This is a genomic window from Micromonospora sp. AMSO12t, from assembly GCF_008806585.1.
Lineage (GTDB): Bacteria > Actinomycetota > Actinomycetes > Mycobacteriales > Micromonosporaceae > Micromonospora > Micromonospora reichwaldensis.
Genome location: NZ_WAAS01000125.1, coordinates 1 through 18412 on the forward strand (window position 1 = coordinate 1; position 18412 = coordinate 18412).

Genomic DNA, 18412 nt, shown 5'->3' on the forward strand with positions numbered 1-18412 from the left:
TCGAGGGTCCGCAGCACCACCCGGTCCACGTCGAGCACGGGCACGCCCGCGGCGTCGACGGCGGTCAGGGTCACCGCGTCCGCCCCGGCTGGGGCCAGGCAGACGCGCAGCGCGTGCGCCCCGGTGGCGTGCAGGCGCACGCCCGCCCACTCGGTGGGCAGCAGCCGGCCGGTGGGCGCGGCGTCGTGGCCGGGCGCGAAGTCGGCGAGCGGGAGCAGGCGCAGGGCCGCCTCCAGCACCAGCGGGTGCACGCCGTACCGCTCGGCGTCCGGGTCCCGGGCGTCCTCGGGCAGGCGTACGTCGACGAAGAGCCGGTCGGCGGCGACCCACGCGGCCCGGGCCAGTTCCCCGGCCATGGCCTGGTACTGCGGGGCGGTCAGGTCCACCGGTCGGGCGCCGGTGGGCGGCCAGGCCGTGGCGAGGGCACCACGGCCGCTCTCCGGGTCGACCGGGCCGAGCACGGCCTCGGCGACCTCCCGCCAGGGCTGCCCGTCGCCGGCCCGGACGTGGCAGTGCGCCACCCGGCACCGGTGCTCGTCCGGCGCGGAGACGCCGACCTGCACCTCGAGGGTCGCCTCGGCGGGCAGCGGCACCGGATCGGGGACGCGCAGCCGCCGCACCGTCGGGGTGCCGAGCTGTTCGCCGAGGTGGGTGAGCATGTCCAGCAGGGCGCTGGCGGGCAGCAGCGCGGGAGTGCCGTCACCGGGGGCGGCCAGCCACGGCTGGGTGGCCGCGGAGACCTGCCCGGTGCAGACGACCTGCCCGGTGCCGGCGACCGCCAGCACGCCGCCGAGCAGCGGGTGCCCGGCGTCGGCCAGCCCGACGCCGACCGGGCCACCGGCCGCGGCCGACGCGGGCAGCCAGTAGTGCCGGCGCTGGAAGGCGTACGTGGGCAGGTCGACGCGGCGGTGCGGCCCGGGGCCGGCGAGGGCGGCGCGGTCGACGGGGACGCCCCGGACGTGCAGCCGCGCCACGGCGGCGAGCAGCGCCTCCGGTTCGTCGGCGACGCCCCGCACGGCGGGCACGAAGGCCAGCTCGTCGGCCTCGGCGAGGAGGCAGTCCTGGGCCATCGCGGTGAGCACGCCGGCCGGACCGACCTCCAGGAAGGTGGTGACGCCCTGCCCGTGCAGGGCCCGCACGCCGTCGTGGAAGCGGACGGTGCCCCGCACGTGCGCCACCCAGTAGTCGGGCGAGCAGAGCCGGGCCGGGTCGACGGGGTGGCCGGTCAGGTTGGACACCACCGGCAGGTGCGGGGTGCGGTACGTGAGGCCGGCCGCCACCGCGCGGAACTCGTCGAGCATCGGTTCCATGCGCGGCGAGTGGAACGCGTGCGACACCCGCAGCCGGCTGGTACGACGCCCGGCGGCGCGCAGGGTGGCCGCGACGGCCAGCACCGCGTCGGCGTCGCCGGAGACGACGACGCTCGTCGGGCCGTTGACGGCGGCGAGGCCCACCCGGTCGGTGAGGTGCGCGGCGACCTCGGCCTCGTCGGCCTCGACGGCGACCATCGCGCCCCCGGCGGGCAGCTGCTGCATCAGCCGGGCACGGGCGGCGACGAGCGCCGCCGCGTCGGCGAGGGGGAACACCCCGGCCACGTGCGCGGCGGCCAGCTCGCCGACGGAGTGGCCGAGCACCGCGTCGGGGCGCACGCCCCAGGACTCCAGGAGGCGGTACAGCGCCACCTCGAAGGCGAACAGCCCCGGCTGGGTGTACAGGGTCTGGTCGAGCAGGTCGGCCAGTTCGTCGCCCTCGGCGGCGAAGACGACGTCCGCGACGGGGTGCGGGGCGTGGCCGGCGAGGCAGCGGTCGAGTTCGGCGCAGGCCGCGTCGAAGGCGTCGGCGAAGACCGGGTACGCCGCGTGCAGCTCGCGGCCCATGCCGGCGCGCTGGCCGCCCTGCCCGCCGAAGAGCATGCCGAGCTGGCCGTCGACTACCCGGCCGGTCAGCACGGTCGGCACGTCCGGGTCCGCCTCGTCGCGGGTCAGCGCGGTCAGGCCCGTCCGGGCGGTGGCCGGGTCGCCGGCCAGCACCACGGCCCGGTGTTCGAGGGCGGCGCGGGTGGTGGCGAGCGCGTGCCCGACGTCGGCCGGGTCGGCGTCCGCCCCGGGCCCGTCGAGCCAGGTCAGCAGGCGGGCCGCCTGGTCCCGCAGCGCCTCACCGGAGGCCGCGGCGAGCAGCCACGGCACGGGCGGTCGCCGGGTGGCGGCGGCCGCCCCGGACGACGGCTGCTGGTCCGCGACCCCGGACGGCGACTGCTGGTCCGCGGCCCCGGACGGCGACTCCCGGTCCGCGGTCCCGGGCACGGGGGGCGGGTCGGCGGCGGGCGCCTCGACGATGACGTGCGCGTTGGTGCCGCTGATGCCGAACGACGAGATGCCGGCCCGCCGGGGCCGTCGCACCTCGGGCCACGGGCGGGCCTCGGTGAGCACCTCGACCGCGCCGGCGGACCAGTCCACCTCGGACGTCGGGGCGTCCACGTGCAGGGTGCGGGGCAGCGTTCCGTGCCGCATCGCGAGCACCATCTTGATCACCCCGGCGGCCCCTGCGGCGGCCTGGGTGTGGCCGAGGTTGGACTTCAGCGAGCCCAGCCGCAGCGGTTCGGCGTCGCCACGACCCGTCCCGTACGTGGCGAGCAGCGCCTGCGCCTCGATCGGGTCGCCCAGCCGGGTGCCGGTGCCGTGCGCCTCGACGACGTCCACGTCGGCGGCGGAGAGCCCGGCCGCGTCCAGCGCCCGGCGGATGACCCGCTCCTGGGCGGGCCCGCTGGGGGCGGTGAGCCCGTTGGACGCGCCGTCGGAGTTGACGGCGGAGCCCCGCAGCACGGCGAGGACGGGGTGCCCGCGCTGGCGGGCGTCGGAGAGCCGTTCCAGCAGCAGCACGGCGACGCCCTCGGACCAGCCGGTGCCGTCGGCGCCCTCGCCGAACGCCTTGCACCGGCCGTCCGGGGCGAGCCCGCGCTGCCGGCTGAACTCCACGAACGCCTGCGGGGTGCCCATCACCGCCACGCCGCCGGCCACGGCGAGGGAACAGTCGCCCGCGCGCAGCGCCTGGGCGGCCAGGTGCAGCGCCACCAGCGACGACGAGCACGCCGTGTCGACGGTGACCGCCGGCCCCTCCAGCCCCAGCGCGTACGCGACGCGGCCGGAGACGACACTGCCGGCGGTGCCGACGCCGAGGTAGCCCTCGGTGCCGGGCGGCGCCTGGCGCAGGTTCGCGGCGTAGTCGTGGTGCATGACGCCGGTGAAGACGCCGGTGGCGCTGCCGCGCAGCGAGGTGGGGTCGATGCCGGCCCGCTCGAACAGCTCCCAGGACGTCTCCAGCAGCAGCCGCTGCTGCGGGTCCATGGCGAGCGCCTCGCGCGGGCTGATCGCGAACAGGGTGGCGTCGAAGTCCGCCGCGTCGGTGAGGAAGCCACCCACCCGGACGTACGAGGTGCCGGGACGGTCGGGGTCGTCGGAGAACAGGTGCGCCAGGTCCCAGCCCCGGTCGGTGGGGAACTCCGTGAGCCCTTCGCGGCCCTCGTCGACCAGGTCCCACAGCTGTTCGGGGGAGGCGACACCGCCGGGGAGCCGGCAGGCCATGGCGACGACGGCCACCGGGTCGTCCACCGTTGACGGCGCGGACGGCCGGTCCGCCGCGGGGCCCGGCTGCCCGGTGCCGCCGCGCAGCCGGGCGGCGAGGTGCCGGGCGAGAGCGTCCGGGCTGGGCCGGTCGAAGGCGGCCGTGGCGGAGAGCCGTACCCCGGTGGCCCGGGCCAGCCGGTCGCGCAGGGCGACCGCGCTGACCGAGGTGAAGCCGAGTTCCTTGAAGGCCCGGCCGGGGCGCACCGCGGCCGGGCCGGACAGGCCGGCCACCTCGGCGGTGGCGGTGCGGACCAGGTCCAGCAGGAGCCGGTCCCCCTCGGCGGTGCTCAGCCCGGCCAGCCGGCGGCGCAACTCGGCGGCGTCCCGGTCGTCGGCGGCGTCGTCCGGCGCCGCAGCGGGCCCGCGCCAGGCGGGGTGCGCGGCGTCGGCGTGGCCCGCCGGACGGGCGAGCACGACCAGGTCGTCGCCGTCGTGGGCCACGTCGAACGCGGCGAGATCGGCGCGTACGGCCGTCGGGACGCTGCTTCCCGCCCCGGTTCCGGTTCCCGCGGGGGTGGCGGGCGTCGGCTCCCGGTCGGCGGGCGCGGTCGTGCCGACGACCCGGGCCGGCAGACCGGCGGCCCGGCGGCGGGCGGTCAGGGCGTGCAGGGCGCCCACGGCCGAGGCGGCCCGCTCCCGGCCGGCGGCGCCCAGCAGCAGGGCGGACGGCGCGAGGACGGTGAACGAGGCGGCCGGGAGCCGGGTCGCGGCGTCCAGCCTCCCGGCGAGGCGGAGCAGCCGCGCCGCGTCCTCGTCGTCGGTCAGGTCGTCGTCGGACAGGCAGAGGAAGACCCCGCCGGGCGGCTCGTCGCCCGCCCGGTCGGCGGGGAGCGCGGCGACGTCGGCGCCGGCGGCGACGAGTTCGGTGACCAGATCCACCAGGGCGGTCCCGGGCATGGCGCCGACGTGGAGCAGCCGCAGCCGGCGGACGCGGTGCGCGGCGACGACGTGTCGGGCCAGCGCCGCGCCGGTCGGCCCGTCCGCGCCGGTGACCAGGACCGGACGGTCCGGGTCGGCCACGCTCACCGGCCGCGCCGGCACGGTCGCCGGGACGGGCACGAGGACGGCGTGCAGGGCGGCTCCGGCCCGCAGCGCGACCTGCGCGGCGCCGGCGTCCACCACGGCGGGGAGCAGGGCGGTCGAACGGTGTCCGGCGTCGCCGTCGACCAGCACGATCCGGTCCGGGTAGGCGGCCTGCAGACTGCGGCCGACCGCCTGGACCGCGCCGGCCGCCGGATCGGCCTGGTGCCATCCCCCGGGCACGGCGGCGGCGTCGATCCCGGTGTCCAGGTCGCCGGGCGCGTCGCTCGCGGCGGGTGCGGCGGCCGGGCCGGTCAGCAGCACCAGGCGGGTACCGGCGAACCGGTCGTCGTCGAGCCAGCCGCGCAGCCGCTCGGCGAGGTCCGCCGCGACGACGTCGGCCGGCTCGACCAGCAGCACCGTCACGTCGGGCACGTCCGGGGCCTCGCGCAGGGCGGCCAGGTCCCGGTGGGACCGGAACCGGTCCCCGGGCGACGCCGCGCGCAGCGGTTCCACCAGCTCGTCGCTCCCGCTACCGACGAGCGCCCAGCGGCGGGCCGGGGCGGCGGCGGCCTGCGCGGCCGTCGGGACGGGCGCCTCGACCGGCGGTACTGCGGCCAGGTCGAGCGGCTGCCAGGCGATCAGGCTCAGCGTCTCGTGGTGGCTGCCGTTGACCGCCCGCAGCCGCGCCGGTCGGTCGAGCAGGAGCCGGCGGGTGACCTTGCCGGAGGCGGTGCGGGGCACCTGCCCGATCTCGTACAGCTCCTCGGGAACCTTGTGGTAGGAGAGCTTCTCCCGGCAGGCCGCGTACCCGGCCCGGGGGTCGAAGCCCTCCGGCCCGGGCACCACGAACGCCACCGGCACCTCGCCGAGCACGTCGTGCGGGCGGCCCGTCACCGCCACGTCGGCGACGCCGGGCACCCCGCGCAGGGCCTCCTCCACCTCGGCCGGATGGATCTTCTCGCCACCCCGGATGATCAGTTCCTGGTGCCGCCCGGTGACGAAGATGTTGCCGTCGGCGTCGCGGCGGGCCAGGTCGCCGGTGCGGTACCAGCCGTCGCGCAGGGCGGCGGCGGTGACCTCCGGCAGGCCGTGGTAGCCGAGCATGACGCTCGGCCCGTTCACCCAGACCTCACCCTCGGCGCCGGTCGGCACGTCCAGGCCGGTCTGCGGGCTGACCAGGCGCACCTCGACGCCGGGCACCGCGCGGCCGCAGGAACCCTCGACCCGGGGCTGGTCCGGCCGGGTGACGGCGATCGAGCCGCAGGTCTCCGTGCTGCCGTACGCGTCGAGCAGCGGCGCGTCGAAGACCTCGTCGAACGCCCGGCGCAGCGCGCCGGTGGTGATCGCCCCGCCGACCAGGCAGACCCGCAGGGCCGGGGCGCGGAAGCCGCTCTCCCGGGCGGCGGTGACCAGGTGGTGGTACATGGCCGGCACACCGGCCAGCACGGTGGCCTCGTCCTCGTCGACCGCGCGCAGCACGTCGTCGGCGGAGAAGCCGTCGATGAGCCGGGCCGTGGCGCCGACGGCGGTCACGCTGAGCACGCACCCGATGTGGGAGAGGCTGTGGAACAACGGCAGCGGCCAGACCACCCGGTCGGCGTCGGTGAGCCCGGGGATCGGCACGTAGCAGGCGGCGACGGACCAGAGGCAGGTGCGCTGGGTGGAGAGCACGCCCTTGGGCCGGCCGGTGGTGCCGGAGGTGTAGAGCATCCAGGCGACCTCGTCGAGGCCCAGGTCGTCACGGGCGTCCACACCCGGCTCGGTGTCGACCAGGTCACGCCACGCGGTGACCCCGGCGGGCACCGGGCCGTCCCCGGTGACCACGACCCGCAGGGCCGGCCGGCCGGCACGCAGCCGCAGCAGCTGGTCGAGGTGCCGCGGGTCGGTGACCACCAGCACCGCACCGGAGTCGTCCAGCAGGTGGGCCAGTTCCGCGTCGGTGCTGTGCGGGTTCACCGGTACGCCGACCGCGGCCGCCCGCGTCACGGCCAGCCAGGTCTCCACCGTCTCCACCCGGTTGCCGAGGCAGAAGGCCACCCGGTCGCCCCGCCCGACCCCCGACGCCGCCAGGTGACCGGCCAGCCGGCGGGTCCGCGCCGCCAGGTCGGCGTATCCGACCGCCCGGCGGTCGTCGCGGAACGCGACCTTGTTCCCCAACCTGGCGGCGTGCGCCTCGATCAGATCGGACAACGGCTGGATCAGGTCGCTCCGAAGCATGTCACCACATCCGTCCGTCGGCGAGACTTCTCATCCGCGGCGTAGACCCCGCTCGCCGTAGCGGCCCAAGTCTTCCGAGCACCCTGCCGGCGTCCTACCCCTGTCACCCCCTAAGTCGTCCCCAGTTCGGACCGCTGATCAGGTGGTGGGACGGGCCGCAGGCCGATGATGGGGCCACTCCCCCGCAGACCGTCGAGTCCTGTGCTCCACCCGCCCGTCAGCCGAGGTGCCGTCGTTGGAACGCTGCTGGTTGTTCGCCCGCTCGGCCGTGCCGGCCGACGGGTCCCCGGACACGCGGGTGACCGAGCTGGTCGGCACGGTCCTCGCCGGTCTGGTCGCCGCCGCCCGCCGGGCCGATCCGGGCATGGACTGGTTCTTCGACCCGGAGGGCTCCCCCGCCGGGCCGCACGTGAGCCTCGGCTTCCACGCCGCCCCGGCCGCGCTCGACGCGGTACGGGCGGGGCTGCTCGCGTACGACCCGGGGGTCTCCTTCGCCGCCGACCGGTACGTGGTGCGCGACGCCGCCCGGGGCGGCCCGCTCGCGTCGGCGGGCAGCGACCTGGCCCTGACCCTGCTCGGCGGGGACACTCCCTGGCTGGCCGGCGTCGAACTGCCGCTGGCCGTGGCGCACCTGCGGTACCTGACGGGGCTGGTGCCGGCGGCCGACCGGCTGGCGTTCCTCTTCCTGCACTGGCAGGAACGCAGCCAGCGGCTGACCGCCGCGCAGCGGCGGGACCTGGCCGCGCAGGCGGACGCCGGCGCGGAGAAGATCGTCCTGGCGGCCGGCGACCTGCCGCTGTGCGGGGAGGTCGCCGTGGCCTGGCGGCGTTACCTGGACCGGGTGACCGACGTGGTCGGCCGGCACCACCCGGCGGCGCCGTCGGGCTTCCTGCTGGCGCACCACGCCCAGCTCACCCACGACCGTTGGGGCATCGGGCCGGACGTCGACTCGCTGGCCGCGCTGGCGCTGCGCCTGTCGATGGTCCGGGAACGCCCGGTCGCCGCCGCACCGGTGCCCGTCGTCAAGAGGAGGCAGCAGCCACATGCACCCGTCCGCACCTGACCCGCACGCCCCCGCCGAGCCGGCCCGGATCGAGGTGGCGCTCGGCGAGCGCGCGTACCCGGTGCTGATCGGCCCCGGTGTGCGCCACCGGCTGCCGGCGGAGGTGGCGCGGATCGGTGCCCGGCGGGTCGTGGTGGTCTCGGCCCGGCCTCCGGAGTGGACGCCCGACCCGGGTGTGCCGCACCGGGTGGTGCCGGCCCGCGACGGCGAGCACGACAAGAACCTGGCCACGGTCGAGCAGCTCTGCCGTGCGTTCGCCGAGTTCGGACTGACCCGCGCCGACGCCGTCGTCTCCTGCGGCGGCGGCACCACCACGGACGTGGTCGGGTTGGCCGCCGGCCTCTACCACCGGGGCGTCGCGGTGATCCACCTGCCGACCTCGCTGCTCGCCCAGGTGGACGCCAGCGTCGGCGGGAAGACGGCGGTCAACCTGCCGGAGGGCAAGAACCTGGTCGGGGTGTACTGGCAGCCCCGGGCGGTGCTCTGCGACACCGAGCACCTGGGCACGCTGCCGCAGCGGGAGTGGCGCAACGGCTACGGGGAGATCGCCCGGGCGCACTTCATCGGCGCGGGCGAGCTGCGCGACCGGCCGGTGGCGGAGCAGATCGCCGCCTGCGTGGCCCTGAAGGCGCGGGTGGTGGCCGCCGACGAGCGTGACTCCGGTCTGCGGCACATCCTCAACTACGGTCACACGCTGGGGCACGCGTTGGAGCGGGCCACCGACTTCGGCCTGCGGCACGGCGAGGCGGTCGGCGTCGGCACGGTCTTCGCGGGCCGGCTGGCCGGCGTCCTCGGCCGCGTCCCGGCCGACCGGGTGGCCGAGCACCACGAGGTGGTGGCGGGCTACGGCCTCGACACCGCGCTGCCCGGCGGTGTCGACCACGACGAGTTGGTCGCGCTGATGCGGCGGGACAAGAAAGCCACTTCGGGCCTGTCCTTCGTCCTGGACGGCCCGGCCGGGCCCGAGCTGGTCGCCGACGTCCCCGAGCCCGCCGTACGCACCGCGCTGACCGGCATGTAGCGGCCGGCACCCGACACCGCCGGCAGCCCGGCTCAGGTGGATGCTCGTCCGAGCAGACAGCGGAGGATCGGCTCGGCACGGGTCCACAGCACCGCGCCACCGGTCCCCGGGACGAGGTGCCGGACGGCACCGGGGATCCGGGCGGCCAGCGTCGCTCCGTTGTCGGGTGAGTGGCTGGTGTCCTGTTCGCCGTACCAGACGTCGACCGGAACCGTGATCTCCGCGAGGTCGAAGGGCCATCGCCCCATGGCCAGGACGGTGTCCCGGGCGTAGCCGGCCGGGCCCTGGGCGAACCCCTCGTGCAGGGCCCGGCGGTAGGCGGCCTCGAAGCCCGGCTCCCGGTACACCGCCAGGTCGGCCTCGGGACTCCCGCTCGTCACCATGTCCCACATCGCGTCCGCGTCGAAGCCGGCGAAGATCTGCTCCGCCCCGGCCGGATCGACGGCAGTCGTGTCCACGAGCCGACGCAGCTCCGCCGGCAGCGCCTCGGCGAACTCCGGCGCGGCGACCTCGTCCGCGCCGGCCACGATGGCCAGCGCGCCGGCGACGCCCGCCTCGGCGCACGCGAGTGCGAACGGCGCGCCCTGCGAGTTGCCGACCACCGCGGGGCATGCCAGCCCCCGCAGTCCGACGAGGTCGCGGATGTCCGCGGCGAAGTCGGCGTACGTCCGGCCGGGCGCGGGGGTCGAGCTGCCGAGCCCCGGGCGGTCCACGGAGACGAGACGCACCCCGAGCGCGTCGACGACGTCCGCGCCGAAGCCGAGCCACCGGCTCGTGGCCGCCCCCGGGCACAGCAACACCGGGACACCGTCCGGCGGCCCCCACTCGGCCCAGCCGAGCAACCGCCCGTCGGGGAGTCGGCTCTCACCGAGGCGGACCGGATCGTCGACGCGCACGCTCATGATCCTCATCATGGCCGCGGCGCCGGCGAGCGCGCACGGCGTTTTCCCCCGGGCGGGACGGGCGCCGCCGTGGTCGGTCGGGCCTCCCCTCCGGACCGTCACCACGGCCCGGAAGGGGACGACGCGTCAACCGCTCAGCGCCCGCTGGATCTGCGCGACCAGCACCCCGCAGGCGTACCGGTCCGCGGCGCCGACCATGCCGACGATGGTCGCCGGCAGCGGGCCGTTGTCCGTCTCCGCCGGGTCGTGGTGCATGAACGCGACGAACTGCCCCCGGTCGATGAACGGGGCGAGGATCGGCTCGGCGTCGACGCCGGGAGCCAGCGAGAAGAACGTCGTCATGGCACACGGATGCTGCCCCAGCAGCGAACTGCGGTGCAGCAGCGAGGTGGTGGCCCCACTGACCCGGAAGTTCGGGTCGATGACCCGCAGGGCGCCGTCCCGACCGATCCCGGCGTCGAAGGAGCAGTACCCGCGGTACCCGAGGGCACTGGCCTTTCGGACCCCTACGGTCAGCGCTTCGATCAGCTCCGCCGGCGGCTGGTCGTCGTCCATCACACAACCGACCCACGTCGAAGTGGGCTGCGGCAGGTGTACGGACGCACCGAAGTACTGCACCGCTCCGCTCTCCGTCACGCCGAACTGGACGCCCCAGATCGTCCGGAAGGGCACTTCCTCCTCGACGATCCACCGATCGCTCACCTGTTCCAGCTGGTTGAACAGTGACCGGTGCCGCCGGTCCTGCAACCGCCTCGTGAAGATCGCGATTCCGCTGTACACCTCGACGCCGGCCGGTTTGACCACCGCCGGCCGCCGGTCCTGCTGCACGATGCGGCGTACCTCGGCGGGGGTGGCGACCTGGCGACGGGGCAGGTATTCCGGCGCGATCAGTGTTTCCAGGGTGGTCTTGTTGTTGAGGCGGGCCAGCAGGTCCGGGGCGACCCGGGCCCGCGCGGCCCGCAACTGCGGATCGTGCGGGGGGAACTGGAACTCCAGCGTCTCGCCCCGCTCGGCGGCGTCCCGGGCGAACTGCACCGCCTGCGCGCCGGAGCGGAACTCGCGCAGGTCGCTGGGCGTCTTGAGACCGCACCGACTGAGCAGGCGCAGCGACTTGTCCGCGCTGGAGCCGGTGCTGCAAATGGCCGCCGACTGGTGCGGAAGGGTCAGGTGCAGACCCGTGATCATGTCCAGCCCGTTGTACAGGGCGGCGCCCGCACCGGCGAGATAGCGGCTGCCGGCGGTCGTCACCGGATCGGGTGGCCGGGCCAGGACCACCCCGTCGTGAGCGAACACCTGTACCTGGATAGGTCCGTCCATTGGATCTCCTGACATGCCGGCCCACGAAGGGCCTCGGGTGGCACGGAGTCCGGGTGCGCAACGACCACGAACTGCGGAGAACGTGGACGGTCGCGGGCGCTCCCGGTCCTGATGAGGCCGCTCGGCCACGAGAGTCGGGCGTACCGCGTGCACCGGCCGGACGGTCTCTGGCGAGACCGGCCAGGTAGCGGGCTGGCTTGTGGTCAGCGCTGCGTTCGGCGAGGTGCACGCCAACAGGCGGTGGCTGAATTTGCCAGTCACCGACTGGGTCATGATCGGCAAAGCATAGTCAATCCTCATTTCCGTGGGATGGGCCGGTCAGCCGACCGCGGGCGGCCCTTTCCGTCGCCGGGATCGCCAATTCTCCGATTCGAACCCTGGACCTGGGCTGACCGAATAGCCTTTTTCGACTTAGACCCCGGGATCGTTCTCCGTCGAAACCCGGACATTCGTGCATCGACCCTGCCGGAGGGCGCCAACCATCCACTATAGAAAAGATATAGCCGCGTGTGTTAATGCCGAAAAATTCGCGGCATCTGGCCGCGATCCTGATCAATCGTCACCAGAGAACACCACACTGACCAGCGCAAATTGCCGATCCGGCGGCGAGGACACGGGACGCGGACCGGTGGTCGGTCATTACTCCGGACGTATCCTCGGCGGCCCCCGGCCGGAATCTCCGGCCGTCACCCTAGGGGTCGACGTGCGCATCTCTAGGGGTGTACGCCACTCCACCGCGCTTCGTAGGGTCGGGCCCCATCGGTTCGTCGTTCCCTTTCATTGCACCGGGCGGGGGACGAGTGTGGGTGCGCGGCGCCCCGGACGGACGGGAGGCGCCGGTGATCGGATCGGGCACCGACCTGCTCCTTTCGATCGACGACGTGGTGGCGACCCGGAATTCGGACGGTGACCCCGTCCTGGTCGCACCGCATGTCCGCGCCCGGCCACCCGAGTCGGCCGCGGTGCCCGCGAACCGCCCCTGCCGCGCCGACCGGAATGCGCCCGGTAGTGCGGTACCGAGGCCCCGTGCCTTCCGGTCACCCCCTCTCGATCGGAGGTTGAGCTGATGTCTGTCGGGTTCGATGGTGCGCGGACCGTGGACGGCGCGGTCGACGCCGAGACACTGGACCTGTTGGGGGACCTGCGCCGGCCGACGGTCTGGCCGGCCCGTGCCGCCTCGGTGCACCGGGTGCTGCCCTCCTCGCCGCCGAACGACGGGCCGGGCGGCGACGTCGTGGTGGCGGGGGTCGTGGCGGTGCTGGCCCGTTGGACGGCCCAGGAGCAGGTGGTGGTGGGCCTGTCGTCCGGTGGCGGCGGCTCGGCGCTGCGGGTGGACGTGGCGGGTGATCCGGGTTTCGCCGAGCTGGTGACGCGGGTGCGCTCGGCGCTGGCGGCGCCGGTGGCCCTGGGCCGGGAGCCGGTGGGCCCGGTGGTGCTGGGGCTGGTGGACGCTCCGGTGGCGGACGCGGGGCCGGCCGTGGTGGACGTCGACCTGGTGATCGGCGTGGCCTCGGACGGGTCGGCGCTGCGGGTGGACTACGCGGCGGAGGGTTACTCGACGCAGTGGGTGCGGGGCCTGGTTGACCAGGTCGTGGTGCTGGTCTCCGCCGGGTTGGCGGGGCCGGAGGTGGGGTTGTCGGCGTTGCCGTTGGTGGGCGATGCGGAGCGGGAGCGGTTGCTGGAGTGGGGTCGGGGCCCGGTGCGTGAGGTGCCGGGTGAGCCGATCCACGAGCTGGTGCTGGAGTGGGCGCGGCGCACGCCGGAGGCGGTGGCGGGTGTCGCGGGCGATGAGGTGTTGACGTACGGGGAACTGGATCGCCGGTCGGCCGCGCTGGCGGCGTATCTGCGGTCGGTGGGCGTGGGCGCCGGTGACGTGGTGTCCGTGGCGTTGGAACGCGGGCTGTGGTCGCTGGTGGCGACGACGGGTGTGCTGCGGGCGGGCGCGGCGTACACGCCGATGGACGTGTCGTGGCCGGTGGAGCGGATGCGGGTGCTGCTGGCCGACCACGGCGCCCGGGTGGTGTTGACCGTCGGTGCGGTCGCGCCCCGGATTCCCGGTGGCGACGGGGTGTCGGTGGTGGCGTTGGATGACGACTGGCCGGTGGTGCGGGCGTGTGAGCCGGTGGACCTGCCGGTGGTGCCGGCGTCCGCGCCGGCGTTCGTGATCTACACGTCGGGTTCGACGGGCACGCCCAAGGGTGTCGTGCTGACGCACGAGAGGCTGACGAACTTCCTGGCGTGGATGACCGACGAGTGCGCCATCGGCCCCGACAGCCGGATGCTGCATTCGGCGGCACCGGTCTTCGACGCCGCCTTCGGGGAGATCTTCGCGACGCTCACCGGTGGTGGCCGCGTCGTCGTCTGCTCCCGCGACGACCTGCTCGACGCGCGTCGGCTCACCGACCTCATCAACCGGCACGACGTCACCCACACGTTCGGACCGGCCACCAACGTCGCCCCGCTCGATCCGGCCGCCTGCCCGGGTCTGCGCTGCATCATCTTCGGCGGCGAGGCCGTCCCGCCGCAGCTGGCCCAGCGGTGGTTGACGGCGGGCACGCGGGTGGTGAACGCGTACGGGCCGGCGGAGATCGCCGTGGCGTGCACGTGGTTCGACGCGTCGGCGGGTTGGGGCGGCGCGTACGTGCCCATCGGCTGGCCCATGCCCAACCGGCAGATCCGCGTCGTCGACGCCAACCTCGACCTCGTCCCGATGGGCGTACCCGGCGAAATCCTCATCGCTGGCTTCGGCGTCGCCGACGGCTACCTCAACCGCCCCGAACTCACCGCCGAACGCTTCGTCACCGACCCGTACGGCGGCGGGACCGCCTACCGCAGCGGCGACCTCGGACGGTGGAACGCCACCGGCGCGCTGGAGATCCTCGGCCGGATGGACCACCAGGTCAAGGTCAACGGCATCCGCATCGAACTCGGCGAGATCGAGACCACCCTCGCCCGACACCCCGACGTCGGCGCCGCCGTGGTCGTGCGCCGCGAGGACGACGGCACCGCCCGACTCGTCGCCTACGTCACCGGACGCAACGGCCGTACCCCCGCCGTCGGCGACCTGCGCGCGCACGCCGCCAGTGTGCTCCCGTCCTACATGGTTCCCGCCGTCGTCATGGTCCTCGACCACTTCCCCGTCGGCGGCACCGGCAAGGTCGACCGGCGGGCCCTGCCCGCACCCGACACCCGACGCCCCGACCTCGGGGTGGAGTTCGTCGAGCCGGCGACGAACGAGGAGCGCCTCGTCGCCGCCGTGTTCGCGACCGTCCTCGGCATCGACCGGGTCGGCACGGGCGACAGCTTCTTCGACCTGGGTGGCACGTCGTTGCAGTCGGCGGCGGTGGCGACGCGCATCGACGAGGCCGCCGACGTCGTCGTGCCCGTCTCGCAGATCCACCGCACCCCCACCCCGCAGGCGCTGGCCCACTGGCTGACCACCGCGCCCCGCCGTACGGACGCCGGCTCGACCGCCGGGCAGGCCCGTCAGCGTCCCGGCCCGGTTCCCCTCGCGCAGCAGGTCGCGAAGTGCCTGATGTCGCCGCCGGAGGTCGTCGTCCCGGTCACCTGGTGGATCGAGGGCGAGCTGGACCTGCGGGCGCTGATGGCGGCGCTGGGCGACGTGCACCGCCGACACGAGGCCCTGCACGCCCGCTACCGGCGGACGGCTCCCCCGGTGGCGCTCGTCCCGCCGAACCCGGCGATGCCGCAGCTGCGGCTGCTCACCGACGCCGCCAGCGCGCAGGAGGCCCTGGACCAGCTCGCCGAGGCGGTGCAGCAGCCACTCGACTACACCCAGGGCCGCGTCTGGCGGGCCGCCCTGATCCGGGAGAAGTCGACCGGGCGGGTCCTGTTCGGCGTGGGCATCCACCACATCGCCTTCGACGGCTGGTCGTACGCGCTGCTGGTGCGGGACCTGAGCCACGCCTACGCGGCGCGGTTGTCGGGCGCGGCCCCCGAGTGGGCGCGGCCGGCGCCGACGCTGCGCCAGTCGTACGAGGAGTACGCCCGGCTGCGCGACGCCGCCGACCTCGACGCGCAGCGGGCCTACTGGCGCGAACAACTGCGCGGCCTGCCCCGCCAGGGCCGGGGCGACGCCACCGCACCGCTGGAGCAGGCGCTGGCGTGGGGTCCGAAGGCCGGGCACACCGTCACCGTCACGCCGGAGGTCATGCAGCGCTGGGACCGGGCCGCCCGGGAGCAGCGGTTCAGCCGGTCCAGCTACTTCGTCGCGGCGTTCGCCTCCGCGCTGCGCGCCGTCCACCAGCAGGACGACATCGGCCTGCTGATGGTGGTGGCCAAGCGGGGCAGCCGCGTCCTCGACTCCGCCTTCACCACCCGGCTGAACCTCAACTGCGTCCGGGTGCGCTTCGACGGGCCGGAGGACGACAAACTCGTCCTGCGGGTCAACGAGACGATCAGCGACCTGATGCGGGCCCAGGACGTCCCCTTCGCGGAGACCGCCGACGACCCCGCCGCCGGGCTCTCCGGCGAGGTGGTCGCCAGCCTGCCGACCTTCGTGTTCCAGGACAACGTGGTGCTTCCGCTGGAACTGCCCGGCTGCCGGGCCGAGGAGGTCGTCGACCCGTACGCGCGGGAGGTGCCCAACGGGCTCACGGTCGAGGTGCTTCCCCGCGCCGACCACGCCCTCCTGCGCGTCACCATCCGCACCGACTACCTGCCGTACAGCTTCGCCGAGGAGCTGAACGGGCACATGCTGCGCTTCCTGGAAGCCGGGCCGGCGGGCTCACCCACCACCGGTTGACCGTCCACCCCGTACACATCGGGCTGCTTGTCATGGCCGTGGGCGCGCGGGCCGCGTCCCCGGAGTTCGTGGTTCTTCCCCGGCGTACCCCCGCAGGCGACGCCGGGCCTGATCGGAGGTTGACTGATGTCTGTCGGGTTCGTTGGTGGTCGTGCCCAGGCCACGGATGTCGTCGGGCCCGACTTCGAGGTCCTCGACCTGATGGGGGACCTGCGCCGGCCGACCGCGTGGCCGGCCCGGGCGGCCTCCGAGTTCCGGCCGGTCGACGTGCCCGGCCCGGCCGGCGCGCGGCCCCCCGGCGCGGTGCTGCTGGCCGGTCTGCTGGGAGTGCTGGCCCGGTACACCGGCCAGGCCGAGGTGGCGGTGGGGCTGTCGTCGGGTGGCGTGCTGCGGGTCGACGTCACGGATGATCCGGGCTTCGGGGAGCTGGTGTCGCGGGTGGCCGCGGCGCTGGCCCAGCCGGTCGCGCGGGACGCGGCGGGTCCGGTGGTGGTCGGGCTGGTGGACGCTCCGGTGGCCGAGGTGGGACCGGACGTGGTGGACGTGGACGTGGACGTGACCGTCGCGGGCGACGGATCGGCGATCCGGGTGGACTACGCGGCGGACGGGTTCTCGGCCCAGTGGGTGCGGGGCCTGGTGGACCAGGTGGTGCTGTTGGCGTCCGTGGGGTCGGCAGCGCCGCAGACCGCACTGTCGGGGTTGCCGTTGGTGGGGGACGCGGAGCGGGAGCGGCTGCTGGGCTGGGGCCGGGGTCCGACCCGCCCGGTGCCGGCCGAGCCGATCCACGAGCTGGTGCTGGAGTGGGCGCGGCGCACGCCGGACGCGGTGGCGGGCGTCGCCGGCGGGGAGGTGCTGACGTACGCGGAGTTGGCCCGCCGCTCGGGGGCACTGGCCGCGCAGCTACGGTCGCTGGGCGTACGGCCCGGTGACGTGGTGTCGCTGGCGTTGGACCGCAGCCTCTGGACGTTGATCGCCACCCTGGCCGTGCTGCGGGCGGGAGCCGCGTACACGCCGATGGACGTGTCCTGGCCGGCGGAGCGGATGCGGCTGCTGCTGGCCGACCACGGCGCCCGGGTCGTGCTCACCGTCGGCGAGGTCGCCCCACGCATCCCCCGACCCGACGGCGTACGGGTCGTCGCCCTCGACGACGAGTGGCCCGCCGTGGAGGCGGCCGAACCCGTCGACCTGCCGGTCGTCGAGGCGTCCGCGCCAGCGTTCGTCATCTACACGTCCGGCTCCACGGGCACGCCGAAGGGCGTCGCGCTGACCCACGACATGCTGACCAACTTCCTCACCTGGATGCGCGAGGAATGCGCGGTCGGCCCGGACAGCCGGATGCTGCACTGCTGCGCGCCGGTCTTCGACGTCGCCCTCGGCGAGATCTACACCGCGCTGACCTCCGGCGCCCGCGTCGTCGTCAGCTCCCGCGACGATCTCCTCGACGCCCGCCGCCTCACCGACCTGATCGCGAAGGAGCAGGCAACCCACGCGTTCTGCCCGCCCACGAATCTCGCCGCCGTGGACCCGGCCGACTGCCCGAGCATGTCCTGCGTGACCCTCGCCGGGGAGCCGATCCCGCCCCGCATGGCGCAACGGTGGATGGCCGCCGGCGCCCGCCTCGTCAACGCGTACGGGCCCGCCGAGGCATCCGTCGCGTGCACCTGGTTCGACGCGTCGACGGGCTGGCCCGGCGCGTACGTGCCGATCGGCTGGCCCATGCCCAACCGGCAGATCCGCGTCGTCGACGCCAACCTCGACCTCGTCCCCGTGGGCGTGCCCGGCGAAATCCTCATCACCGGCGCCGGGGTCGCCCACCAATACCTCAACCGACCCGAACTCACCGCCCAACGGTTCGTCACCGACCCGTACGGCGGCGGCACCGCCTACCGCACCGGCGACCTGGGCCGGTGGAACACCACCGGAGCACTCGAGATCCTCGGCCGGATGGACCACCAGGTCAAGGTCAACGGGATCCGCATCGAACTCGGCGAGATCGAGGCCGTCCTCGAACAACACCCCGACGTCGGCACCGCCGTCGTCACCCGCCGCGAGGACCACGGCACCGCCCGGCTGGTCGGCTACGTCACCGGGCGCGAGGGTCGCCTCCCCGTCACCGCCGAGCTACGGGAGCACGCCGCCGCCGTGCTCCCGCCCTACATGGTCCCCGCCGTGATCATGGTCCTCGACCGGTTCCCCGTCGGCGGCACCGGCAAGATCGACCGACGGGCGCTACCGGCACCCGACGCGCAACGCCCCGACCTCGACGTGCCGTACACCGAGCCGGCCACCGACTCCGAACGCCTCGTCGCGGGGGTCTTCGCGGCGGTGCTCGGGCTGGACCGGGTCGGGGCACGCGACGGCTTCTTCCACCTCGGCGGCACGTCGTTGCAGTCGGCGGCGGTGGCGGCCGGCATCGACGAGGCCGCCGACGTCGTCGTACCCGTCTCACAGATCCACCGCACCCCCACCCCACAGGGACTG

7 protein-coding genes are annotated in these 18412 nt (G+C 75.0%); 4 read left to right on the top strand and 3 right to left on the bottom strand.

The genetic code is table 11. The features are described 5' to 3' along the window. The coding region (locus F6X68_RS18790; protein WP_151455515.1) for a type I polyketide synthase at positions 1–6863 on the bottom strand (6863 nt) is incomplete at its 3' end. Positions 6864–7089: 226 nt separating this feature from the next. Here F6X68_RS18790 and F6X68_RS18795 point away from each other — a divergent pair. Both F6X68_RS18795 and F6X68_RS18800 read left to right on the top strand, forming a co-directional pair. Then, complete coding sequence (locus F6X68_RS18795; RefSeq protein WP_225852288.1) at positions 7090–7926, top strand: hypothetical protein; 837 nt, start codon at positions 7090–7092, stop codon at positions 7924–7926. After that, positions 7907–8947: a 3-dehydroquinate synthase gene (locus F6X68_RS18800; RefSeq protein WP_151455517.1), complete on the top strand. Its 1041-nt coding sequence runs from the start codon at positions 7907–7909 to the stop codon at positions 8945–8947. Before F6X68_RS18795 ends, F6X68_RS18800 begins: the two co-directional genes overlap by 20 nt. 32 nt (positions 8948–8979) lie before the next feature. Here F6X68_RS18800 and F6X68_RS18805 read toward each other — a convergent pair whose 3' ends face one another. Together F6X68_RS18805 and F6X68_RS18810 are read right to left on the bottom strand one after the other, a co-directional pair. After that, positions 8980–9747 (bottom strand): alpha/beta fold hydrolase, encoded by a 768-nt coding sequence (locus F6X68_RS18805; protein ID WP_370518963.1) that lies wholly within the window; start codon positions 9745–9747, stop codon positions 8980–8982. Positions 9748–9975: 228 nt separating this feature from the next. Further along, the gene (locus F6X68_RS18810) at positions 9976–11142 is read right to left on the bottom strand and encodes an ATP-grasp domain-containing protein (protein ID WP_225852289.1); all 1167 of its coding nucleotides are present in this window, start codon (positions 11140–11142) and stop codon (positions 9976–9978) included. A gap of 1090 nt (positions 11143–12232) precedes the next feature. Between F6X68_RS18810 and F6X68_RS18815 the strand changes: the two genes are divergently transcribed. Together F6X68_RS18815 and F6X68_RS18820 are read left to right on the top strand one after the other, a co-directional pair. Further along, complete coding sequence (locus F6X68_RS18815; protein WP_151455519.1) at positions 12233–15931, top strand: non-ribosomal peptide synthetase; 3699 nt, start codon at positions 12233–12235, stop codon at positions 15929–15931. Between the two features lie 126 nt (positions 15932–16057). Beyond that, positions 16058–18412: amino acid adenylation domain-containing protein (locus tag F6X68_RS18820; protein WP_151455520.1), on the top strand; the 2355-nt coding region annotated here is incomplete at its 3' end.